General features: G+C 67.6%; 11 protein-coding genes. All 11 read right to left on the reverse strand.

What is annotated here, in order from left to right; genetic code table 11:
- Window positions 1-33: 33 nt before the first annotated feature.
- Window positions 34-1,428, reverse strand: a complete 1,395-nt coding sequence (locus LTA6_RS03495) for an RDD family protein (protein WP_407358629.1) — start codon at window positions 1,426-1,428, stop codon at window positions 34-36.
- Window positions 1,425-2,156 carry a hypothetical protein gene (locus LTA6_RS03500; protein ID WP_407358630.1) on the reverse strand — a complete coding sequence of 244 codons (732 nt, stop codon included), beginning with the start codon at window positions 2,154-2,156 and terminating at the stop codon, window positions 1,425-1,427. The genes LTA6_RS03495 and LTA6_RS03500 overlap by 4 nt, the downstream gene beginning before the upstream one ends.
- A complete protein-coding gene (locus LTA6_RS03505) occupies window positions 2,153-3,799 on the reverse strand; it encodes a protein kinase domain-containing protein (protein ID WP_407358631.1) in 1,647 nt (548 codons plus the stop codon). The genes LTA6_RS03500 and LTA6_RS03505 overlap by 4 nt, the downstream gene beginning before the upstream one ends.
- On the reverse strand, window positions 3,796-5,328 hold the full coding sequence (locus tag LTA6_RS03510) for an FHA domain-containing protein (RefSeq protein ID WP_407358632.1): 1,533 nt from the start codon (window positions 5,326-5,328) through the stop codon (window positions 3,796-3,798). The genes LTA6_RS03505 and LTA6_RS03510 overlap by 4 nt, the downstream gene beginning before the upstream one ends.
- Window positions 5,328-6,137, reverse strand: coding sequence for a protein phosphatase 2C domain-containing protein (locus LTA6_RS03515; RefSeq protein WP_341976156.1), 810 nt, complete (start codon window positions 6,135-6,137; stop codon window positions 5,328-5,330). The genes LTA6_RS03510 and LTA6_RS03515 overlap by 1 nt, the downstream gene beginning before the upstream one ends.
- Entirely contained in the window at window positions 6,134-7,378 is a 1,245-nt protein-coding gene (locus LTA6_RS03520) for an RDD family protein (RefSeq protein WP_407358633.1), read from the reverse strand. The genes LTA6_RS03515 and LTA6_RS03520 overlap by 4 nt, the downstream gene beginning before the upstream one ends.
- Entirely contained in the window at window positions 7,375-9,762 is a 2,388-nt protein-coding gene (locus LTA6_RS03525; protein WP_407358634.1) for a transglutaminaseTgpA domain-containing protein, read from the reverse strand. Before LTA6_RS03525 ends, LTA6_RS03520 begins: the two co-directional genes overlap by 4 nt.
- Window positions 9,759-11,021: a DUF58 domain-containing protein gene (locus tag LTA6_RS03530; protein WP_407358635.1), complete on the reverse strand. Its 1,263-nt coding sequence runs from the start codon at window positions 11,019-11,021 to the stop codon at window positions 9,759-9,761. The genes LTA6_RS03525 and LTA6_RS03530 overlap by 4 nt, the downstream gene beginning before the upstream one ends.
- A complete protein-coding gene (locus LTA6_RS03535) occupies window positions 11,021-11,992 on the reverse strand; it encodes an AAA family ATPase (protein WP_407358636.1) in 972 nt (323 codons plus the stop codon). Before LTA6_RS03535 ends, LTA6_RS03530 begins: the two co-directional genes overlap by 1 nt.
- 49 nt (window positions 11,993-12,041) lie before the next feature.
- A complete protein-coding gene (locus tag LTA6_RS03540) occupies window positions 12,042-18,155 on the reverse strand; it encodes an Ig-like domain-containing protein (protein WP_407358637.1) in 6,114 nt (2,037 codons plus the stop codon).
- A 137-nt stretch (window positions 18,156-18,292) separates the two neighbouring features.
- The gene (locus tag LTA6_RS03545) at window positions 18,293-24,370 is read right to left on the reverse strand and encodes an Ig-like domain-containing protein (RefSeq protein WP_407358638.1); all 6,078 of its coding nucleotides are present in this window, start codon (window positions 24,368-24,370) and stop codon (window positions 18,293-18,295) included.
- Between the last annotated feature and the right edge of the window lie 37 nt (window positions 24,371-24,407).

The following is a 24,407-nucleotide window of genomic DNA, read 5'->3' on the forward strand; positions in this document are numbered from 1 at the left end:
CCTGGCGCCGGGCGCCCATCTCACGAATCCTGCTCATACCCATTCCACCTGCAGCGTCCGGTCACCGAATCGCACGGTGTCGCCACGCTGCACCTCTGCGGGGTGCCCCGCGACGAGAGCCGTCTCCGACCCGTTCCGCACGACGGCGCTTCCGTTGGTCGACGCGCGGTCGACGACGAACACACCGCGTCGCGCGGGGATCACGGCGATGTGGGTCTTCGACACCGAACGCGTGTCATCATGGACCCGCACCAAGTGCGCCTCGCCCTCTCCGGCGGCGGCGCTGGGCGACCGGCCGAAGATGGTCGTGCCGCGCACCTCGATGCGATCGCCGTTGTCCAGCACGAGCACCGCCCGTACGCCGGCGGCTGCCGGTTCGACATCGGATGCCGGAGGCTCGGGCGCTGCGGGCGGAGACGCGGCGACGACCGGTGCGGGCTGAGGGGCGGCGGCGACCGGAGCGGCCAGAGGGGCCGCGGCGACCGGAGCGGGTTGCGACACCGGCGCCGGAACAGGCGCCTGCGGTGCAGGTGCCGCCGGAGCAGGAGCCGCCGGAGCAGGAGCCGCCGCTGGCGGCGCGTACTGCGACGGCCCGGGCGCGCCCGTCGCGAGCGAGGGGGGAACCGCGGACACCATCGAGTCCGCTGCCGGCGCCTCGGTCTGCGCCGCCGGCGACGTGCTCCGGTGCGCTCCGATCACGCCGCCGGACAGGCGCGCGCTCGGGACGTATTCCGCCACGGCATCCCGTGCCATCGGAGTGGCCAACGAGGGAAGCGGGGCCTTCTCCTCGTGCTCCGGCGTGTTCACGCGCTTGCGCGCGATGCGCATCCGCTTCTGGTCGTAGGGGTTCAGCCCCTTGCGCACATCGACGAACCAGGTCGCGGCGGCGAGATCCAGCCACCCCCTGTTGCGGCGCTCGATGTCGAACAGCGGCGAAAGGACGACGACGAGCAGCGGACCGATGAGCGGGATGACCAGCGACACGTACGCGACCAGATAGCGCACGACAGCGCCCCGCCAGAATCGGGGGCGCTCGAGGGTTCTGACGTTCACCGAGCGGATCCCGCAGATCCCCTTGCCGAGGGTGACGCCCTTGCGTCCGTGCAGCACGAGCTGCACGATGATGTACACCGTCATCAGCCCTTGCGAGACTGCCAGGGCGACGATGATCCAGACGAGGTCGCCGCGAGCGAAGAACTTCTCGCCATCGAATCCGCCGGCGGCCACCTGCGTCAGCAACGGCACCAGGACGATGATCGCCGGAATCATGATCAGCCCGGCGACGAACCACTCCAGCAGCGCCGCCAGAACGCGGCGACCACGAGGAGCGGGCACCAGTCCGAGCGATGCCGCGTATGCGGGATCGGGCCGTCCGTGCGCGTCGAGTCCCTCGATCACGGGTGCGCGATCGTCGATCTCCCAGATCACTCCGACTCCCCTTCACCTTCGGCGTCGGCGGGAAGGGGAACGTCGAGCAGTGCGAGATCTTCTCGGCTGACCAGACGCGACGCGATCACGTGCTCGACGAGACGGGCACGGCGGTTCGTGGCGAAGGTGCGCTGACCGCCGCGCATGCCGGGCACACCGATGCGATCGAACTTGTCGCAGACGTTGTCGAGCTTTCGGTTGAACCGGGTGACCGTCCAGCCGAGCCGTTCGGCCGCCTTCGCAGATGTGGGGATCTCGCTCATGCCGGTGCCGTCCCTGCGCAGCTGGGGTTCGGCGAGGGCAAGGATCAGCAGTCTCTGGCTGAGGGTCAGCGGAACCGCACCGATTGTGGATGCTCCACCGTCATCGTGTTCGCGCTTCGTCGCCCGGAACGTCGGCTCCGCCGCATGCAGGGTGAGTTCGTAGGTCGTCGGGCCCGCACTGAACACGACGGTCGTCGTCTCGAATACCAGAGGCAGTCGTGCCCCTGGTGCCAACCAGGCCTGCACACCGCCCACCGAGTCGGTCACCGTCGCGGTGAGCCGCGTTCCGACGTTCGCCAGCCACCAGAGACCGTCGTCGTCGCTGATCTCCAGGAAATGCCGGTGCAGGAACAGATTCTCGTCGAGTTCGAGATCTCCCTCTCGCCCGACGATGAATCGACCGCCGGCCTCGATCGGGAAGTACTCACCGGCGAACTCCACCGTCACGCCTGCTGTGCCGCTCATTCCACGCACCCCCGAACCGCTTCCGACGCCCGGCCGTCATCACGACGCAGCAGCACATCGATGCATACCTTGCCCGCGGCCGGCGGCACGAACTGCGCCTTCGGTTCGGGCGCCTGCTGCGGATCCACCACACCGGTTACGTCGACGACCGACCAGATGAAGCTGTCGCCCTCGCGCGGATCCGGATTCGTCCAGGTGAATGTCACCTGTTCCCCATCGCGCGTGCCGGTGAGCTCGGCCACCTTCGGCACCGCATCCGACGTCACGTCCTGCGGGACGACGTCGTCGTCGGTGGCGATCGGTTCCGGTGTCAATCCGGACACGAGGAAGTTCAGTCCGATGATCGCACCGACGATGATCGCCACGCCGGCGATGCCGAGGGTGACCCACAGCCCGGTGCGGCTGCGGGCTGGAGCGTGCGCAGCAGCGCCCACCGGCCGGTCCGCCACCGGTGCCGGCGTCATCGTCGGCGCCGGAGCTGTCGCGGCGCCCTCGGGCGCCACGACCATCGGCGCCCTCAGAATCGTGCGCTCGTCGGCGCTGGCCGCTGTCACGGGAGCAGGTGCCACCGGCATCCGGAGTTGGGTCTCGTCGATCGCCGAATCCGCCGGCGCCGGCGAGTCGAAGCGCGGCATGTCGGGCTGGACAACCGACGGGTTCTTCCGCTGCGTCGTGGCCGACGGGCGGGTGAACGCGGCGACGTCAGGGTCGATGCTGACGATCTCGCGCACACGTGTGAGTCCGTCGCCGTCATCCTCGAGTTCTTCCGGGGACGGATGATCGTCGACGATGTCGATCGGCGTCACCGAGTGCGAGAGCTCGATCTGCACCTTCTGCAGGGCGCGGCCGAACGCGACCGCGCTGGGGAACCGGTCGTCCGGGTTCTTCGCCATCGAACGTTCCAGGAGCCGCTGCAGGCTCGCCGGCGAGTCCGGGCGGCCCAGCTGCGGCAGGGCGCCGCGCTCGATCCGCTCGATGAGATCGGCGCTCGAGTTGCGCTCGCCCGGACGCTCGAAGGGCGAACGGCCGGCTAACAGCGTGTAGAGCGTCGCCCCGAGAGCCCAGACGTCGGTACGCGGTCCGCTCTGCGGCGGCTCGGCGAACGACTCGGGCGGCGACCACGGGATGGACATTCCGGATGCTTCACCGGTCGCACCGGTCGTCGAGGCGATGCCGAAGTCGGTCAGCGCCGGCCGGTTGTACTCGGTGACGAGGATGTTCGCCGGCTTGATGTCGCGGTGCAGGACGCCCGCCCGGTGAGCGGTCTCGACGGCCCCGGACACCTGGATGCCGACGCGCAGCGCTTCGGCCACCGAGAACGGCTCCTTGCGTGCGCGGAGCTGGAGGTTCGGACGCGGGCAGTACTCCATCACCAGATACGGACGACCGTCTCCGGCGACGTCGGACTGGTAGATCGTGACGATCGCGGGGTGCGTGGACAGCATCGCCATCACGTTCGCCTCATCGGCGAACTCGCGTGCGGCACCGCTGGAGATCCGGTCGGCCAGCAGCACCTTCACGGCCACGCGCCTGCGCGGCATCTGTTGCTCGTACAGGAACACATCTGCGAAGCCACCGGTGCCGAGCGGCTCCAGATAGGTGAAGCCGGGCAGCTCAGGCGGCGGCGAAGGACGACGACTCATGGGAGATCCTCGAATGCGACGGTGACGCCGTCGCCAAGATCCACCACATCTCCGGAGAGGACGAGCGTCTGCTCGCCGGGATGCAGACGCAGTGGATCGGCGCCGGGCCGGAGCAACGTGGATCCGTTCGTCGTGTGCAGATCGATCACGACAACCGTGTCGCCCTCTGGCCGGATCTCCAGATGGCTGCGGGAGATGTCCTGCTGCGGGCTCTCGACAGCGACGAGGTGCGGCATGTTCGCGCCGCTCGCCCGCGTGGACCGAGGGCGCCGTCCGATGATCACGGTGCGGTCGAGCGCGATGACCTGGCCGGTGGACATCCGGATGCGACCGCCCTGCGCCGCCGCGACCGGAATCACGGCTGTCGCCACCTCGTCGGCCACGGCCGGCGGCTGCTGACGGAGCGCCCGCAACTCAGCAGCAGAGATCGTGGCACCGTCGTGGTCACCCGTCGCATCGACGGGTGACGCCTTCGTACCGGGCTGATCGGAGACTGCGGACACGGAGTGCACCGTCTCGCCCCAGAGCTGGTCGAAGTCGTCGTCGGCGGACGGCGCGAGCGTCACCTCGGTCGGGAACAGCGTCACGCCGTCGATCACGGGCACGACGGGCTCGTCCGCCTCATCTGCGGAGACCACGTCGGACGCGTCATCCGCGGAGCTCTCGACCGACTCGACGTCACCCTCTCCGTCGCCCTCCGAGATCGGCGCAACGGGCAGCGCTTCGGTCGGCGCCGCGTCGATCGGAGTCTCCGCGTCGGCGGGAACGTCCGAGGGCGCCGGTTCGGCGACGGAGCCGACACTCGCCAAGACCGAGGCGACGGGCTCCGGTGACTCGGCGGCATCGTCCACGGCCGCGACGAGCGGCTCCGCAGCCGACTCGACGGGCTCGGGCGGGCCAGCCTCGATGACGGGCCCGACGGAAGCGTCGCGCTCCGTCGGTTCCGACGCAGAGCCCGAGACACCCGGAACGGGGAAGGCAGCGAGAAGCGGAGCCGGCGCACCGGCCAGGGCAGCCGCGGAGACGCCCATCGAGGCGGAGACCACGACCGGGGTCGGACCCAACGCACTCGTGAGCTGCTCGGCGTCGTCCGGTTCGAGATCGGCGCTCACCGCAGCCGCGAGCACGAGCCCGCTGTTCACCGTGAGGACGGACCCGGAACCGGTCTCCTCCACGGTGATCTCCACCCTGGTCGCACCGGCAACGAAACGCTCGCTCCAGGTCGTGACCTCGGCACCCGAGAATTCCACGGCATCGGTCGCAGAGCTGACCCGTGCGACGACGCGTCCGCGCAGCGCGATCCTCAGGTCGGCACCTTCAGCCACCGCTGCCACGAACGGCGGAAGCGCCGTGAACGAACCACCGGCGTGCGATGTCAGCACGTCGACGACCGTCGCGAGGGTCTTCGTGCCCGGCAGCCGCTCCCACAGTCCCGCGAGGATCTCCCCGGGCACGTCGGGCGGCAATGCGACGAGTGCACCCGGAATCACCATCAGGTACCACTGTCCCGGTCGGTAGATCGTCTGCATCAGCGTGTCCCTCCTGCAGCTGTACGCGGCCGTGTGTCCATGTCGAAGTCATCGGCTTCAATCGGCGTCCCCGGCCGGGTCACCACCGAGACGGCATCCAGGATCACCACGGTGATGTTGTCCCGTCCGCCCGCCTGCACTGCCTCTTCGACCAGTACGTCGGCCGCTGTCTGCGGATCCGGGGTCGTCAGCAGGATGTCACGGATCCGCGCATCCGTCACCTCCGAGGTGAGTCCGTCGGAGCAGACCATGATCCGGTCCCCGAGTTCCGCCGGGAACAGCCAGTAGTCGGCATCTCCGGTGCTGCTCGCACCGATCGCCCTCGTGATGATGTTGCGGCGTCGATCCGTGGCTGCATCCTCGATGGTGAGCTCACCGGCCTCGATGAGTTCCTGCACCACGGAATGATCGACCGTGATCTGCTCCAGGTCGCCGTCGGCCAACCGATACGTGCGGGAATCGCCGATGTTCATCGCCAGCCAGTAGCCGACGCCGTCGACCGAGGCGATCACGACGCCGCTGAGCGTCGTGCCCGCGCGGCCGTTGCCCGACGTCGAGAGTTCTTCCACCGCATCCCTGGCTCGCGCCAGGGCGCCGCGGACATCGTCCAGCGCGAGGGCGGACCGGCCGACGAAGAGCGAGAATTCGGCGATCACCGCGGCACTGGCGCGTTCGCCGGCCTCGTGCCCGCCCATTCCGTCGGCGACGAGGAAGACCGGGGCGCTGGCCAGGAGCGCGTCTTCGTTGAGCGCGCGCCGGAGGCCGGGATGCGTCGCGAACCCCGTCGACACGCTGACTGCGGAACTCACGCGTAACCACCGATCGTCACGATGCGGTCACCGATCTCGATGGCATCGCCGAGGCGTACCGGGACGCGTTGCCCTGCCGGGCACGCGATTCGCTGACCGTCGCGCACGATGGTCATGCCGTTGGTCGAGTGACGGTCGAGGACCCAGCCGCCCGACGTCTCCGCTGCGGCCTCGAAATGCGTCTTCGAGAGGGAAAGGGTCTCATCGCGCACCGAGACGAGAGTTGCGCCGTCTTCCGGTGCGGGATTGCGTCCGAAAACGGTGCGGCGCGAGACCGAGACGCGCGTGCCGTCGTCCCACGTGAAGATCAGCCGATGCCCGGGAACGCTGATCCGCGTGTCCTCGAGTTCGGCATCGTCCACGGATTCCGGGGCAGGCGGGGCCGCGGGAGCGGATGCAGGCGCGGGGGGCGTGTAGGTCGGCGCCGGGGGTGCGTATGTCGGTGCGGGCTGGATATCGACCGCAGGTTCCGGGGTCGCAGCGGGGGCGACGCGCGGCGGCTGTGCATCCTGCGTCACACCGGGGACAAACGCGATGAGCGCCCCCGGTTCGGCCACCGGCGCGGCCGGGACGACGGGTCGGCGTGCGGAAGCCGGCAAGACTGGAGCGGCCGGCGCGACGGGAGCGGGGGCAGCCGCCGAGGCGAGACCGGTGGGGAAGGCGGGAGGTCCGGATGCTGCGGCGGGCGCCGGGAAGCCAGGCAGCGCGGCGGAGGGCGCAGGGTCCGACGCGCGCGTCGGCCGCTGCGGAACCACGGCAGGCCCCGTCATCCACACGCTCGGCGAACCCGTGGCCCGCGCGTCCAGCATCAGCGAGTTCGCGACCTTGTCATGCCAGCCCTGATAGCGGCCGGAGCCGTCGAACAGGGGTGTGAAGTAGCCGACGACGATCGAGGCAGCGAGGCCGAAGATGACGTTTCGCAGCAATGCACGCCCGAACCCGAGCGGGGCGCCATCGACGGCACTGGCCAGCCGGAGTCCCTGCGCACGCATGCCGATCGACCCGTTCTTCGACTGCATCAGGGTGTACACGATGAACCAGCCGAGCAGGATCAGGCTGACGATGGGTCCGCCGATCAGGAGCGTCGTGAGCGTTCCTTCGATAGAACCAGTGAGGGAGGCGGCGATCATCAGGCCGCCGCCGAGCACGATGGTGAGGCCGGTGGCGATCGCTGCGTCGATGACGTAGGCCACCGCGCGCCGAGAGATCGGGGCGACCTGTCCGAACGCAAGCTGGGTCATGGGGTCTCACTCTCGGGTGACGGTGAAGTAGTGGTCTTGATCGTGCCAGGTTCACGCCGGACGCGCGCCGCCGCGGCATCCTTCAGGCTCTGCAGCTGCTGCGAGACCGCCGAGTCGCCCATCAGTGACCGAAGGTTGAGTCGCGCCTTGGTGCGCTTCCAGAAGCCGGCCTCGCTGTGGAGACCGCCGACGATCTCATCGACCTCGCTCCAGAAGGCATCCACGTCCTCCGGGGTGGGCTCCGCCGGACCGAAGACCTCGGCATCCGCGCGCTCGGCGAGGGCGGTGACGGTGGGAACGGGGAGGGAGCTGGCCACCGCGGTGGCCTCCTCGATGCGAGTTCCGCCGGGAGCGAGGCGTGCTCCGTAGTCGACGGCGCGGTCGGTGAGTTCGTCCCAGCCACCGCTGATCCGGTCGGCGGTGCGGGCCGCCGAACGGCGAGTGCGACGCTTGGCCGCCTTCCACGCGCCGATCACGATGAACGGCGACATCAGCAGCGCGATGATGCCGAGCGAGATCCCGCCGATGACGAGGATCGCCGCGAGGATGCCGGCGAGGTTGAGGTTCTCGTCCTCGGACTCACGGTCATCGGGAAGCGTCGGCGGCAGGTCGACCGGCTCCTGGGGCGGGGGCGGCGGCTGCAGGACCTGCGGCTTCGGATCGACCCGCGGCTTCGTGTTCTGGTCGTTGGGGACCTTGTCCTCCGGCGGGGTCGGGTTGAACGTGAGCCAGCCGAGCCCGTCGAAGTTGATCTCCACCCAGGCGTGCACGTTGTCACCGGTGGCCTCGAACAGCGGCGCGCCGTCCTGCTCCTCCTCGGGGTAGAACCCCATCACGACACGAGCGGGGATGCCGGCCTCGCGTGCGAGCAACGCCATCGCCACCGCGTACTGCTCGTCGTCGCCGATCATCTGATCGCCGCCGATGAGCGTCGAGATGCGCTCGGCGGTGTGGCCGGCGCGTGAGAGCACTTCGCCCTCGAGGCCGTGGCTGAAGAATCCGCCCTCGGCGAGGAAGGTCTCCAGCGCCCTGACCTGCTCGATCGGCGACTCGGCGCCGGCAACGGTGTCGGATGCGAGCGAGGTGAGTTCCTCGGGAACGTTGCTCTGCTTGGGCATCGGCACCGTGCCGAATTCGACATCGGCCAACTGCTCGTCATCGAACTCGGCGGGGATGACGGTGTCGACCGTGTACGAGTCGCCCGCCTTCAGCTTCGGTGTGGCGACAGCGGTTCCGGTCGAGCCGTTGTAGTACGTGCCGCGCTGGAGTTCCTCGGCGCGGTCGCCGGCGAACTCGATCGCGGAGACCTCGCCGGTCTCCGGCACCCATACGCCGCGGTACTCGTCGATCTCGACCTGCAGGGTGACCGGGACGCCTTCGGCATCCGGGGACATGTTGGAACGCAGCGGCGCGAACGCACTGGACGACTCCGGCCCGCCGTTGGTGACGTTGTAGACCATTCCGTCGTACTGGTCCATGGTCGCGATCCGGATGCGGGAGCCCTTGGGCAGCCCGCGCACCGTGAAGAGCGTGTCGTTCAGGTCGTCGCGCACGATCTTGCGGAAGGACTGCAATGCGCTCGGATAGTCCCGGATGTTGAACGGCGGGATGATCACGTCGCGGAAGATGTGGCGCGGCGCGACCGGAGCGGCGACCGCGCTGGTGGCGATGCCCGCACCACCGGCGATGGCGAGCACGGCGACGCCCGCGAGGAGTCTGCGCATCCGCATGTGGGCGGCCCGCGACGGATCCACCTCGCTGACCGAGATGGCCGCGTTCTGCGGCGCCCAGAGCTGGCGCAGCGCGAGCCAGGCGACGGTGAGCGCGGCGAACACGAAACCCTGCACGACGGGGAAAGCCGGTTCCGGTGTTCCCAGCGCGATCACGAGGATGAGCATGAACCCCGCGGGGAGCAGGGCCCAGGCCACCTGGCGCAGACGCAGCGCGAGGGATGCCGTGAGCACGGTGATCACCAGGGTGAGCAGGAACGGCACGAGGAGGTGTCCGTCGACGGCGGCGACCGGAGCCACCGTCGTCAGCAGCTGCTTCCACGAGGTGACGGCGCCGAGCGCCAGCTGCCGCAACGTCTCGAGCGTCGGAACGAACCCGAAGATCGTCGTATGCGGCAGCGCGAGCGCGCCACCGAATACGAAGTAGACGACGATCGTGAGGCCGCTGACGATGAGGATGCCCCAGTGGCGCCACGTCGCGAGAGCGGCAATACCGAGCCCCAGCAGAAGAGCGCCGATGGCGGCGAGCAGGTAGGACGGACCGGCGAAGGTCGGCCAGAAGCCGACGATAGAGACGCCGACGACGAGTGCCGTCGCGACCAGGTCGAGGATCCAGCGGCGCGGCGGAAGTGCCGAGGACGCGGGCGAGGTCATGCGAGCACCTTCCGCAGAGCGAGGGGAACCTGTTCGAGGGCACCGATGGTCATCACGTCGGCATCGCCGATCCGCTGCAGGGCCGGGGAGGACACCGTGCCGTCGGCGACGATGGCGAGCACCCGGGCGCCGAACGGCAGCCGGGCGCATGCCAGTCGAAGACTGTCGGTCGACACCTTGGACCCGCACACGAGAACCACGACGCTGGCGAGGGGCATGTGTGCGGCGACGACCCCCGCGAGTTCGGCGATGCCGCCGTCGCGCGGCTTGCTGTGCTCCACTGCTGACAGGGAGTCGAGCAGCTGCTTGCCGGTGCCGGCGGGAAGGTCCCTGCCCTGCACGCGCACGTCGACGCGCTGCGAGTCCCTGATCGCGCGCAGGCCGACGGACCCGGCAGCGGAGATCGCCAGCTCGAAGTCCTCGTTCGTCGCGTAATCACCGGACGAGCGGGAGAGGCCGATCACGAAGTGCGACCGCCGGGTCTCCTCGTACTGACGCACCATCATCACCCCGGTGCGTGCCGTGGACTTCCAGTGCACGTGCCGGAGGTCGTCACCCGGCTGATACTCGTTCAGCGCATGGAAGGACACGTCATCACGCGAGAGGTCAGCGGCAGGCAGACCCTCGAGGTCGCGCAGGTATCCGAGCGATTGACCGTCGAACAGCACGGTGCGCGGGTGCACGTAGAGGTCGACCGGGTCGTCGCGACGGTGTGCCCGTTCGAACAGGCCGAGCGGGTCGCCGCGGACCACGCTCACCGGTCCGACCTTGACCACACCGCGCTTCTGCGTGGGAATCGCGAAGAGCTCCTCCGCCTCCTCCCCCGGAGCAAGGCGCTGGATGCCGAACTCACCGCGGCCGGAGCCGACCGGGAGCACGACGCGCGAGGGCAGGATCGCCCTCGTGCCGCGGTTCGCCAGAGTCAGCGCGCCGACGGCGCGTTCGCCGACCACGACGCGGGTGCGTGCGAGATCGAGCGAGACGTCATACGCGGTGCGGCCGATCAGGAACAGCGCACACAGCGCGACCGTGATGGCGACGACGACCGCGGCAACGGTGAACTCGGACCAGCCGGCCACCTGGCCGAGAATCCAGAAGCCGACGGTGGTCGCCATCAGCACCCAGGCCAGCGGACGGATGGATGCGGTGATCTTCCGGAGACGAGCCAGGATGCGCGCGCCGATGACCGCCGCGATGTCTTGCCAGCCGGCGTCGCGGTCGGTCGGCACCGGCGGCGCCTGAAGCGTCTCCGCGGTCATCAGGCCGCCGTTCGTGCCTGCGGCGCTGCCACCGCATCCAGGACGCGGGAGATGACCACGTCGCTGCTCGTGCCCGCGAATTCCGCTTCGGCGTCGAGCAGCAGACGGTGCTGCCACACCGGACGGGCGAGCATCTTGATGTCGTCGGGGAGCACGAAGTGGCGGCCGTGCGCTGCCGCCCACACCTTGGCCATGCGGATCATCGAGATCGCACCGCGCACCGAGACGCCCAGACGGATCGCCGAGTCGTTGCGGGTCGCTTCGACGAGTTCGGCGACGTAGCGCAGCACCGCCGGCTCGACGTGCACGGATGCACCGAGGTCGGCCATGTCGGCGACTGCGCTCGTCGTGATGATCGCGCTGAGGCCGGCCGAGGGGTTGCGGTCGGAGGCTCCGGCGAGGATGCTCTCGGTGATCGCGAGGTCGGGGTAGCCGATCGAGGTCTTGATCAGGAAGCGGTCCAGCTGCGCCTCGGGGAGCTTGTAGGTACCGGCCTGCTCGATCGGGTTCTGCGTCGCGATGACGAGGAACGGACGTCCGGCCTCGTGCGTGACGCCGTCGATGGTGACCCGCGACTCCTCCATCACCTCGAGCAGGGCGGACTGCGTCTTCGGCGAGGCGCGGTTGATCTCGTCGGCGAGCACGATCGACGCGAAGATCGGTCCCTTGTGGAACTCGAACTTGTGCGACTGCTGGTCGTAGATGGTGACACCGGTGACGTCGGACGGCAGCAGGTCGGGCGTGAACTGGATGCGGGAGCTGGTGCCCTGCACCGTCGCCGCGAGCGCCTTCGCGAGGCTGGTCTTGCCGGTGCCGGGTGCGTCCTCTAGGAGGACATGTCCCTCGGCGAGCATGGCGGAGAGCACGAGGCTGACGACCTCGCGCTTGCCCTGCACGGCCTTGTCGATGTTGTCGACGAGGCGGTGGAACGTGCCCTGGAACCAGGCGGCCTGTTCGGGTGTCATTGTCATGAGGATTCCATTCGTTCTCGGTTCTTCGAAGTTGTCGTCGCGCCGGCCGTCACCAGGTGACGGATCCGGATTCCTTGTTGTACCCGGGTCCTTCGATCCACACGGAGACGCGCTCACCCGGATACCCGAAGTAGCAACTGGTCCGGGTGGCTCCGTTGGCTGGGAGCGACATGGTCCGCGGGCTCGTTCCGCCGATACGGCTTCCGTTCTCGAGACAGGTCACGGTGAAATTGCCCGCCGTGAAGTTCTCGGTGTTCACCACGATCCAGCGGCACGGGTCGGTGCTGCAGCCGGGTTCACCCTTCGCGGAAACGCCCTTGCTCGCCCACGCCTTCGGCGCCGGCGGATCGCTGGTGACGGCGGATGCCGAGGCGACCGGTGTCCACTGATTTGCGGTGTCTCGCGCTCTGACCTCGATGGTGTAGCGCTGCTGATAACCGTTGCCCGGCGTCCGCGATCCCGTCTGCGGCACGTCCTGCCAGCCGCCGTTGTTCACGTTGATCTGCGTGAGCTCGATCGGCCGGCCATTGGCGGACCCCCTCGAGTCCCAGGTGAGCTCGACGCTGGTGCCGAGGTTCCTGGCGTTGGCCTCCGGCGCGCGCGGTGCCCCGTACGGGATCTCGGCGATCGCATTCGACGGACTGCCTACGTAGGTGCTGCCGTCGACGTTGGCGACAGCGCGCACCTCGACCCGGTAGGAATCACCGTTGCGCAGCCCCCCAATGGTCCCCAGGAGCGGCGGGTCGAAGCCCGCATCGCGGGTCACGCTGCCGAAGTCGGCCCATCCGCCACCGTTCAACTGGTACTGGTACCTCAACTCGTCGGAGCGGGCGCCGTTGCGCGCCGGTTCCGAGAAGTGGGCGAAGAGTGCTCCGTCGCGGGGGGTCACGCTCCCGAGGCGCGGCGCGCCGGGTGCGATCACGCCGCGGCGTGGCGCGGACGCGGCGCTCGGCTCACCCCACCCGGCCTTGTTGTGAGCCAGGATGCGGTACGTGTACGCGGTCTCCGACGTCGGCACGACGACCGCGAAGCTCGTCGCGCCGGCAGCGGGCTGGTGCGTGCGCACCAGGCTCGAGCCCTCGTAGACCTCCAGCGTGTAACTGTCGATCACATCACCGTTGTTGTTCGGCGCGATCCAGTTCACCTGCATCTGCGCCTGGTCACCGACCGGCGCCAGTTCCGTCGTCGTCGGAGCCCCTGCCGCGAACGGCGGACCGGCCGGAACCTCAGATGTCGACCAGTTGCTCCAGCTCGACGGCTCCGGCGCTCGGTTATGCGCCTGCACCTTCACCTGATAATTGGCGCCGTTCTCCAGACCCTCCCAGGTCATCGAGTTTCCGGTGACTTCCTTCTGTGTGATCCCAGACGGCGGCGCTGGCGAAATCTCCAACGTGTAGCGCTCCACGGGGGAACCGGGGGTGGTCGGCGTCGTCCACGCCACCTGCAACGACTTGTCCCCGAACTTCAGCGTCGGCGGATTCGGAGTGTCAGGACGCGCATCCGGACGCGCGATCTGCGATGCTCCGGACGGCTCCGACTCGCCCACACGGTTCGTCGCCGTCACCTGGAAGGTGTACTCGACGTTGTTCGTCAGGCCGTCGAGGGTGCACGTCGTCGACTGGCACTCCTTCGAATACGCGCTGCCCTGCACCGACTTGACGGTGTACTTCGTGATCTCCGCGCCGTTGTTCGACGGCGCACCATACGACACCACCACGGTGCGGTCCTGCACGCTCGTGACCGTCGGGGCGCCCGGTGCCGCCGGAACGCCCTGCACCGTCACGACGACCTGTCCCGAGGCTTCCCGGTCGGGGTCTTCCGTCGCATCCTGGATGCGATAGCGCACCACGAGCGTGCCGACGAACTCCTTGGACGGTGTGACGACGAGTTTGTCCCCGTCTTTCTCCACCGAACCGCTGCCCGTCTCGACGACGAATGAGGTCAGCTTCAGAGGGGTTTCGGGGAATGGGTTGAAGTCATTCGCGAGCACCGGCACCGTGATCGGCTTACCCTGATCCGCCTCGGAGATCGTGTCGGTGTTCGCCGCCGGCATCGCCCGGTTCGATGCGGTGACCTGCACCAGCACCGTGCCCTCGACGGGTTCGGTCTCACCGTCGTCCACGCGCAGGGTCAGCGTCGCGACGGTGCCCTTCTTGGCATTCGACGAGGCCTCGACGGAGAGCTTCCCACCGCGAACCTGAGCCGTGATGCCCTTGCCCTCGCCACCGGTGAGCGTGTACTTGTGCTTGCCCGCGTCTTCCGGGTCCGGATCGACGGTCAGCGGTACCAGGTCGAGTACCTCGGCCTTCTCGCCCGGGGAGACGTTGATCTCTCCGCGGATGAACGTGGGCTGTTGATTCTCCGGTGGGAGCACATTGATCGGGATGCTGAGCGTCGCCTTGCGGCCCTCAGGGTCATCCGGGCCCGTGCCATCCGTCACCTCGAACGTGAGGGAGTCCTGACCGAAGTAGCCCGGCGCCGAGGTGTAGACCAGGGTCCGCTCGTCCTTGACGAGGTTCGAACCGTCAGACTTCGCTGCCGCGACCTTTGCGTGCTCGGTGATCACGACATCGCCGCCGCCGGCGACGGTGACGTACTCGGAGAGCGGGAGCTCCTTCGTCTCACCGCTGATGACTTCCAGCGGCTTCGTCGACGTGAGGGTCGGGCGCAGCCCGTCCACCGACGGCACGAAGATGAACGCCGAAGCCGCCAGACCATCCTGATCGGTGAGCGTGTAACGAATCAGCTGCAGCTCGTCGGTGACGGTGACTCTGATCTTGCCGTTCTCCAGCGGCGTACCACCGTCGCCGACCTCCAGGTCAAGACGTTCGACGGTTCCATCGGGATCCTCGTCGTTCTCGAGGATGTCGAGGTCTGCGGTCAGACTTCCCTTCTCAAGGTCGACCGGACGCAGCCGATCGTCACGAGCGACCGGCGCCACGAGCGGCACTTCCTCGTCGACGGTGATCTGCAGCACGGCCGATGCGGTCGCACCGCGTGTGTCGCTGATGGAGTACTGCAGCGAGGTCTCCAACGACTTGTCGGGAGCCTGGACCAGGACGCGGTCGCCGGACACTCGTGCCGACAATCCACCGATGTCGGGCACTTCGAGGCCGTCCTTGACGAGCGCCACCTTCTCGCCCTCAGGATCGGAATCGTTCACCAGCACGGGGACCGCGATCTCGCGCCCCGGACGCACCACCACGGCATCCTTCACCGCATACGGGGCCTGGTTCACCTGCTCCGCTGGAGCGATACCGACACGGATCGTCGCCGTGCCCTCTTTACCGAGGCGATCACGCACCCGGTACTTGAACGTGTCCACGCCGGTGGAGTCGTCGAACGCCTCGTAGGTGAAGTAGTTCTGCGCGACCTCGATGATGCGGCCCTTGGTCGGGGACGAAGCGATGTCGAGGAGTTCGACGGAGTCGCCGTCGCCGTCGATGCCGTCCAGCGGCACGGCGATGTTCACCTCGGTGCCGCTGAGTGCGCGCGCGACGAGATCCCGGGGGCGCGGGGCAGCATTCGTCTCTTCGTCGATCGGCAGGATCTGCACGGTCACGTACCCGGCAGACTTCTGCTGGCGAGAATCCACCGCCTCGTAGGTGAAGTAGACCGTCTTCGCCTCGGCACCGGCCTTGAACCGGACTGCGTCCTGGGAGACGAACGCCTCACCGTCCTCCGGATCGACGAACGGCTCGATGAGTTCGGGGGCGACGTGCAGGGCATCGTCGCTGGGGTGGGTGTCGTTGTCGAGGACCGGGATGGTGACGACATCTCCGGCACGCACATAGACGGTGTCCGGGTTCGCGATCGGCTGCAGGATCTTCTCGGGCGCCGGGATGGGCACCACCACGACCTCACCGTCGGCGGACTTCGATCCGTTCGAGATGCGATAGCTGATCCGGACGGTCTCCTCCAGGGTTCCCTGGTCGGTGATGCGCAAGGTCTCGTGATTGAGCACCGACACGGAGATGCCGGTGCTCGGCTCCATCGTCACGGACTGCACGACGAGGATGCCGCCGGACGGATCGGTGTCATTGTTGAGCACGCCGATGAGCGCATCGCCACCGGTGGGCAACAGCGCGACATCACGGACGGCGACCGGAGGCAGATCGACCTCGGCCCCCTCGGTCACGTCGATGCGCACGAGCCCTTCGCCGTTCTCGGGGCCCGCGGTCGCGAGGTACTGCACGTAATAGACACCGGCGGTCGGCGCCGAGAACGTGAACGTCTTGTTCGTGAAGTCAGGCAGGATCGTCGCACCCGGCGACTCGTCGACACGGCCCAGTCGCAGCGGCTCGCGGCCGGAGCTGGTGTCGTTCGCGAGGGGCGCGACGGTGATCTGCTCACCGACGCGGGTGACCACGTGATCGGCGTTCGTCTTCGGCTTCGTGGTGCCCTGCGGGCGCACATCGAGGGTGATCGTCGCCGTCGAGGTCTCGCCGGAGCCGTCGGCGACCGTGACCTGCACGTCTTTACGACCCTGCTGGCTCGCCGTCGCCTTGTATGTCAGTTGACCATCGGTGCTGAAATCGACTTCATCGCCCGGAGCCGCCACGACTGCCTTGAGGTAGATGTCATCGCCGTCGGGATCGATCCAGTCCGGGAGAATGTTGTAAGAGACCGTGCCACCGGCCTCGACCGTCAGCGACGTCTTGCGCTTGGGTGATGGCGCCGCGTTGACGTCCCACCCGTGCACCGACAGCGACACCGTCGCGGTGTCCTTGCCGCCTCGGCCGTCGTCGACCTCGTACGTGAACGATCCCGAGCCGGATGCGTCCTCCGGCACGGCAATCTGCAGAGACGCCCCGTTGTAGATCGGCTGCACGGTGCCGATGGCGGGCTGCTGCTCGGCGATCGCCGCAACCAGCACATCACCATCCGGGTCGTTGTCGTTGTCGATCACCGGGAGCAGAGCCGATGCCCCAGGACGCACGCCGAAGGAATCATCCTCCGCGATCGGCGGGGTGTTCACCTCGCTGCGCTCCGGCAGGGTCGTCTCCACCGTCTCCTCGGTGGAGTCCTCCTGGTTCTCCGTCTCGCCCTCCGGCGGGGTCAGGTCGTTCCAGTTGTCGACGCGCTGCAGACTCTCGTTCGCCATCCACGCGGCACCGCCGACGGCGTCGTTGAGGATGATCACATCGCGGTTCACCCGGAACGTGAGGGTCTTCGAATCCTTCGCATCCTTGATCGACGCCGCCACGTCATTGCTGTCGCCGGGGCACTCGCGAACGAACCTCGCGGCCCCCGCCCACGCGCCGTACGTACAGCCCTTCAAGAACACCGGCGCCGCCGGAGCACCCTCGCCCCCGGCATCCGTCACAACAGGCTCGCTGCCATCCAGCGGCACCTGCACCAACGCCGACGCAGTTGCGACAGCAACCGCATCCGTCTCCGCCGACGCCTGCTGCAGCACCGCGCCATCCGCATTCGGGATCTCAGTACGGAACCCGCCCGGCGTCAGTACGACACCAGACACCGCATCCAGCACCACCGGGGTGCGGCCCACGACGGTGATCGTTGCCTCCGCCGGATCGATCTCGCCGAGCGAGGCCGTCGAGGACTCCAGCGGCTCTCCCTCGTTGTCGACCGAGACCGTGACGACCTCGCCGCGCGTGCTGGACAGGCCGAAGACTGTGCCGTCCTGCGCGACGGCGACATCGGCGTCCTTGCCGAGCTCTGCAGCCGGCTCCTTGGACTCGATCTCGAAGGAGGCGATCCCCTTCACCGGCACGACCCACAGGTCGCCCGACTTCTGGTCGAGGATCGCCGCGGTCTGATTCCCGAGCGCCACCTTGGCGGATCCGGGGATGCCGGTGGAATCGCCCAGCGACACCCTGGCCGGGTCCACCGAGCTGACGGTCGACGATCCTTCGTCGACGACGAGCACACTGGTGGCGTCCTGCAGAATGTCGTAGTTCTCGCCCGTGGTCCGCAGACCCCCGTCGAGCACCGTGGATTCGTGGTTGAAATGCCCGACGAGCAGACTCGACGTCTTCGTGATCCAGACGCCGCCGTCGTTCAGATCGACCTTCGTCGTCGGAAAACCTTCATACGTCAGGGCCATCGTGGTGAGTGCGACGACGCCGGCGGTCACGCCTGCTGCCGAGGCCAGAACCTTCGGCCGCGCGCGAATCCACGACAACGCCTTCATACTCATTTCCCCCTGGTGGCACGATTCGGCTCTGAGTCGGTCGCTCGAAAGCGCCGCAGATACCCGGTAATCCTAACCGGCTCCGTCGACGCACCTGATGGGGAGTATTCCCCATCAGGTGCGCCCAGGGCCGTGATGGCGGCTTAGAAGTAGCCTTCCCTCGCTTGGGCCGGATTGCCACCGATGATGTTCAAGCCCTTCGTGGTTTCGTAGCCGTTCCAGCAGTTGATGATGATCGATCCGTTCGCGGGGATGCTGACCGAGTATCCGTCGTTGTTCGCGAACACCACACCGCCAGCCGTGCACTCGATCTTGTACGACCCTGCGGCGAAGTTCGAGGTGTTCAGCCGGAGGTTGTAGCACGGACCGCCGTTCACGCTCGTGCAGCCGTTGGTCTTCGCATCGCCTCGCGTCACCCAGGCATCGGGTTGCGGACGATCGCCCGACTGCGCCGACGCCGCGGCTTCCGCGGTCCACTGGTTCGCTTCGTCTTGGGCCCTGACCCGAATGCTGTGCGGCTCGCTGTAGCCGTTGCCGACGACGACCGAGCCCGATATTGCCACGTTCTGCCAGCCGCCACCGTCGATGCTGACCTGCACGACCTTGATGTTGCGACCGTTGGGTGAGCCAGTGGCGTTCCAGGACAATTCGACCTGGGTCGGCAGCTGTCGCGCCGATGCCAAGGGCGTGTGCGGGGGCCCGAACGGTCTCGCCGTCGACGCGTTCGATGTCGCACCGGCATACGTCGTTCCGTCCACGTTGGCGACGGCACGCAGCTCTACCGTGTAGTCCGTGCCGTTCGAGAGGCCGCCGATGGTGTTGTTTCCGGGGAGACCGGCCCAGCCACCGCCGTTGAGGCGGTACTGGTACGAGATTTCGCCGGAACGGGCGCCGTTACGCGACCCCTCCGAATAAGCGACAGTGATCGCCTGGTCCGCCGGGGACGCGACGACTCCGGTCGGCGCGCCGGGCGCGATCACGCCGCGGCGTGGTGCGGACGCGGCGCTCGGCTCGCCCCAGCCGGCCTTGTTATGCGCCAGGATCCGATACGTGTACGCGGTCTCCGACGTCGGCACCACGACCGCGAAGCTCGTCGCACCGGCACTGGGCGTGTGCGTGCGCACCAGGCTCGAGCCCTCGTAGACCTCGAGCCGGTAGCTGTCGATCGCGTCTCCGTTGCTGTTCGGAGCGACCCAGTTCACCTGCATCTGCGCCTGGTCGCCGACCGGCGTCAACTCCGTCGTCGTCGGAGCCCCCGCCGCGAACGGCGGACCAGCCGGAACCTCAGACGTCGACCAGTTGCTCCAGCTCGACGGCTCCGGCGCCCGGTTATGCGCCTGCACCTTCACCTGGTAGTTGCCACCGTTCTCCAGACCCTCCCAGGTCATCGAGTTCCCCGTGACTTCCTTCTGCGTGATCCCAGACGGCGGCGCCGGCGAGATCTCGAGCGTGTACCGCTCGACCGGCGAGCCCGGCGTCGTCGGCGTCGTCCAACTGACCTGCAACGACTTGTCGCCGAACTTCAACGTCGGCGGATTCGGGGTATCCGGACGGGCATCCGGGCGCGCCACGGCCGACGTGCCCGAAGGCTCGGACTCGCCCACCCGGTTCGTTGCCGTCACCTGGAACGCATACTCGACGTTGTTGGTCAGCCCGGTCAGCGTGCAGGTCGTCGACTCGCAATCCTTCGAATAGGCACTGCCACTCACGGACTTGACGGTGTACTTCGTGATCTCCGCGCCGTTGTTCGACGGCGCGCCATACGACACGACCACGGTGCGATCCTGCACACTCGTCACCGTCGGCGTTCCGGGCGCCGCCGGCACACCCTGTACCGTCACCACGACCTGACCGGTCACCTCTCGGTCCACGTCTTCTGTCGCATCCTGGATGCGATAAGCGACGACCAGCGTGCCGACGAACTCTTTGGACGGTGTGACGACGAGTTTGTCCCCGTCTTTCTCCACCAAACCGCTGCCCGTCTCGACGACCCATGAGGTCAGCTTCAAGGGGGTTTCGGGGAAGGGGTTGAAGTCGTTGGCGAGCACCGGCACCGTGATCGGTTTGCCCTGATCCGCCTGTGCGATCGTGTCGGTGTTCGCCGCCGGCATCGCCCGATTGGATGCGGTGACCAGCACCTGTACGGTGCCCTCGACGGGTTCGGTCACACCGTCATCGATGCGCAGAGTCAGCGTCAGCGCCGTCCCCTTCTTCGCGTTCGACGATGCCTCTACCAGCAACCGGTCCTTGTCGACCTTCGCCGTGATGCCCTTGCCCTCACCGCCGACGAGCGTGTACTTGTGCTTGCCTGCATCCTCCGGATCTGCATCCGTCGTCAACGCCGCAAGGTCCAATGCCTGCGCGGTCTCCCCCGGCGCGACGTTCACCTCACCACGGATGAACTTCGGCTGCTGATTCTCCGGCGGGAGCACATTGATCGAGATGCTCAGCGTCGCCTTGCGCCCCTCAGGGTCATCCGGCCCCGTGCCATCCGTCACCTCGAACGTGAGGGAGTCCTGACCGAAATAGCCCGGCGCCGACGTGTAGACCAACGTCCGCTCATCCTTGACCAGGTTCGAACCGTCACCCTTCGCCGCACTCACCTTCGCGTGCTCGGTGATCACGACATCGCCACCGCCGGCGACCGTGACGTACTCCGACAGCGGGAGCTCCTTCGTCTCACCACTGATGACCTCCAGCGGCTTCGTCGACGTCAACGTCGGGCGCAGACCATCCACCGACGGCACGAAGATGAACGCCGAAGCCGCCAGACCATCCTGATCCGTGAGCGTGTAACGGATCAGCTGCAGCTCGTCAGTGACGGTGACCCGAATCTTGCCGTTCTCCAGCGGCGTACCACCCGCACCGACCTCCAGGTCCAGGCGATCGACGGTTCCGTCGGGGTCCTCGTCATTGCTGAGAATGTCGATGTCGGCCGTCAGAGTCCCGTCCTTGAGGTCGACCGGGCGCAGGCGGTCATCGCGCGCGACCGGCGCCTGCAGCGGCACTTCCTCGTCGACCGTGACTTGCAGCACCGCGGATGCCGTGGCTCCGCGCGCGTCACTGACCGTGTACTGCAACGAGGTCTCCACCGAACGGTCGGGCGCCTGGACGAGCACGCGGTCGCCGGACACTCGTGCGGACAGACCATCGATGTCCGGCAGCTCGAGGCCATCCTTGACGAGGGCGAGCTTGTCACCCTCCGGATCGGAGTCGTTGCCCAACACCGGCACTGCGATCTCGCGCCCAGGACGCACCACCACGGCATCCTTCACCGCGTAGGGCGCCTGATTCACCTGCTCCGCCGGAGCGATACCGACGCGGATGGTCGCCGTGCCCTCTTTACCGAGGCGATCACGCACCCGGTACTTGAACGTGTCTACCCCGGTCGAACCGTCGAACGCCTCATAGGAGAAATAGTTCTGCGCGACCTCAGTGATACGCCCCTTCGTAGGAGACGAGGCGATGTCGAGGAGCTCGACGGAGTCGCCGTCGCCATCGATGCCGTCCAGAGGCACCGCGATGTTCACTTCGGTGCCGCTGAGAGCCCGGGCGATGAGGTCGCGGGGGCGCGGAGCCGCGTTGGTCTCTTCGTCGATCGGCAGGATCTGGACCGTGACGTATCCGGCCGCCTTCTGCTGCCGGGAATCCACCGCCTCATAGGTGATGTAGACCGTCTTGGCCTCGGCGCCGGCCTTGAACCGCACGACATCCTGGGAGACGAAAGCCTCACCATCCTCCGGATCGACCAGCGGCTCGACCAGCTCCGGCGACAGATGCAGCGCGTCGTCACTGGGATGCGTGTCGTTATCCAGCACCGGAATCGTCACGACATCTCCGGCGCGGACGTAGACGGTGTCCGGATTCGCAACAGGCTGCAGGATCTTCTCCGGAGCCGGAATCGGCACCACCACGACCTCACCGTCGGCGGATTGCTCGCCGTTCGAGATGCGGTACGAGATCCGGACCTGCTCGTCCAGCGCACCCTGATCGGTGATGCGCAGGGTTTCATGGTTGAGCACAGAAACCGACACTCCGGTACTCGGCTCCATCGTCACGGACTGCACGACGAGGATGCCGCCGGAAGGATCGGTGTCGTTGTTGAGCACGCCGATGAGCACGTCGCCGCCGGTGGGCAGCAGCGCGACATCGCGGACGGCGACCGGAGGCAGATCGACCTCAGTTCCCTCGGTCACGTCGATGCGCACGAGGCCTTCACCGTTCTCTGGCCCTGCCGTCGCGAGGTACTGCACGTAATAGACACCGGCAGTCGGCGCCGAGAACGTGAACGTCTTGTTCGTGAAGTCAGGCAGGATCGTCGCACCCGGCGACTCGTCGACACGGCCCAGTCGCAGCGGCTCGCGGCCGGAGCTCGTGTCGTTCGCCAACGGAGCGACCGTGATCTGCTCACCGACGCGGGTGACCACGTGATCGGCGTTCGTCTTCGGCTTCGTGGTGCCCTGCGGGCGCACATCGAGGGAGATCGTCGCCGTCGACGTCTCGCCGGAACCGTCCGCGACCGTGACCTGCACGTCTTTACGACCCTGCTGGCTCGCCGTCGCCTTGTATGTCAGTTGACCATCGGTGCTGAAATCGACCTCGTCACCGGGGGCGGCGATGACGTCCTTGAGATAGATGTCATCACCGTCCGGATCGATCCAGTCGGGAAGGATGTTGTACGAGACCGTGCCGCCGGCCTCGACCGTGAGCGACGTCTTGCGTTTCGGAGCCGGAGCTCCGTTGACGCCCCAATCGTGGACGGAGAGAGTGACCGTCGCGGTGTCTTTGCCGCCGCGTCCGTCATCGACCTCGTACAGGAAGGAGGTCGAACCCGACGCCTTCTTGTCGACGGCGATCTGCAACGAAGCACCGTTGTAGATCGGCTGCACGGTGCCGATAGATGGCTGCTGCTCGGCGATCGCCGCGACCAGCACATCACCATCCGGATCGTTGTCGTTGTCGATCACCGGAAGCAGGGCCGACGCCCCGGGGCGCACGCCGAAGGAATCATCCTCCGCGATCGGCGGGGTGTTCACCTCGCTGCGCTCCGGCAGAGTGGTCTCTACCGTTTCCTCGGTGGAATCCTCCTGGTTCTCCGTCTCGCCCTCCGGCGGAGTCAGATCGTTCCAGTTGTCGACGCGCTGCAGGCTCTCGTTCGCCATCCACGCCGCACCGCCGACAGCGTCGTTGAGGATGATCACATCGCGGTTGACGCGGAAGGTGAGGCTCTTCGAATCCGCCGCATCCTTGATCGACGCCGCCACGTCATTGCTGTCGCCAGGACACTCCCGAACGAACCGCGCAGCACCCGCCCAGGCACCGTACGTACAGCCCTTCAAGAACACCGGCGCCGCCGGAGCGCCGTCTCCTCCGGCATCCGTCACGATCGGCTCGCTGCCATCCAGAGGAATCTGCACCAACGCCGACTTGGTCGCGACGGCAACCGCGTTCGTCTCCGCCGACGCGTGCTGCAGCACCGCCCCATCGGCGTTCGGCAATTCGGTACGGAAGCCACCCGGGGTCATCACCACGCCCGCTGCAGGATCCAGCACCACCGGCGTCCGGCCGACCGCCGCGATCGTCGGCGTCGCTTCGGATGCATCGATCTCACCGACGGAGGCCGACGACGACTCCAGCGCCTGCCCCTCGTTGTCGACCGAGACCGTGACGACCTCGCCGCGCACACTCGACAGGCCGAAGACCGTTCCATCGTCGGCGACGGCGACATCGGCGTCCTCGCCGAGCTCTGCGACCGGATCGGCGGACTCGATCTCGAACGACGCGATCCCCTTCACCGGCACGACCCACAGGTCGCCCGACTTCTGGTCGAGGATCGCCGCCGTCTGATTTCCCAGCGCCACCTTCGAGGCGCTCGGAATGCTGGCAGAATCCCCCAGCGACACGCGCGCCGGGTCGACCGAGCTGACCGTGGAGGCACTCTCGTCGACGACGAGCACGTTCGTGGCATCCTGCAGGATGTCGAAATCTTCACCTGTGGTGCGCACGCCGCCGTCGAGCACCGTGGACTCGTGGTTGAAATGCCCGACGAGCAGACTCGACGTCTTCGTGATCCAGACGCCGCCGTCGTTCAGATCGACCTTCGTCGTCGGAAAGCCCTCATAGGTCAGTGCCATTGTCGTGAGCGCGACGACGCCGGCGGTCACACCCGCGGCTGACGCCAGCGTTTTGGGCCGCGCGCGGATCCACGACAACACCTTCATACCCGGTCCCCCCAGGAAACTCACCCGCGGCATCTGA

Origin of the sequence: Microbacterium sp. LTA6 (assembly GCF_045690355.1) — a bacterium.
In the GTDB taxonomy this organism is placed as follows: domain Bacteria; phylum Actinomycetota; class Actinomycetes; order Actinomycetales; family Microbacteriaceae; genus Microbacterium.

Excerpts from the sequence above, each read along its gene's own strand:
- LTA6_RS03500 (WP_407358630.1), bottom strand. The coding sequence starts at position 2,156 with ATGAGCGGCACAGCAGGCGTGACGGTGGAGTTCGCCGGTGAGTACTTC.
- LTA6_RS03505 (WP_407358631.1), bottom strand. The coding sequence starts at position 3,799 with ATGAGTCGTCGTCCTTCGCCGCCGCCTGAGCTGCCCGGCTTCACCTAT.
- LTA6_RS03510 (WP_407358632.1), bottom strand. The coding sequence starts at position 5,328 with ATGCAGACGATCTACCGACCGGGACAGTGGTACCTGATGGTGATTCCG.
- LTA6_RS03520 (WP_407358633.1), bottom strand. The coding sequence starts at position 7,378 with ATGACCCAGCTTGCGTTCGGACAGGTCGCCCCGATCTCTCGGCGCGCG.
- LTA6_RS03525 (WP_407358634.1), bottom strand. The coding sequence starts at position 9,762 with ATGACCTCGCCCGCGTCCTCGGCACTTCCGCCGCGCCGCTGGATCCTC.
- LTA6_RS03530 (WP_407358635.1), bottom strand. The coding sequence starts at position 11,021 with ATGACCGCGGAGACGCTTCAGGCGCCGCCGGTGCCGACCGACCGCGAC.
- LTA6_RS03535 (WP_407358636.1), bottom strand. The coding sequence starts at position 11,992 with ATGACAATGACACCCGAACAGGCCGCCTGGTTCCAGGGCACGTTCCAC.
- LTA6_RS03540 (WP_407358637.1), bottom strand. The coding sequence starts at position 18,155 with ATGAGTATGAAGGCGTTGTCGTGGATTCGCGCGCGGCCGAAGGTTCTG.
- LTA6_RS03545 (WP_407358638.1), bottom strand. The coding sequence starts at position 24,370 with ATGAAGGTGTTGTCGTGGATCCGCGCGCGGCCCAAAACGCTGGCGTCA.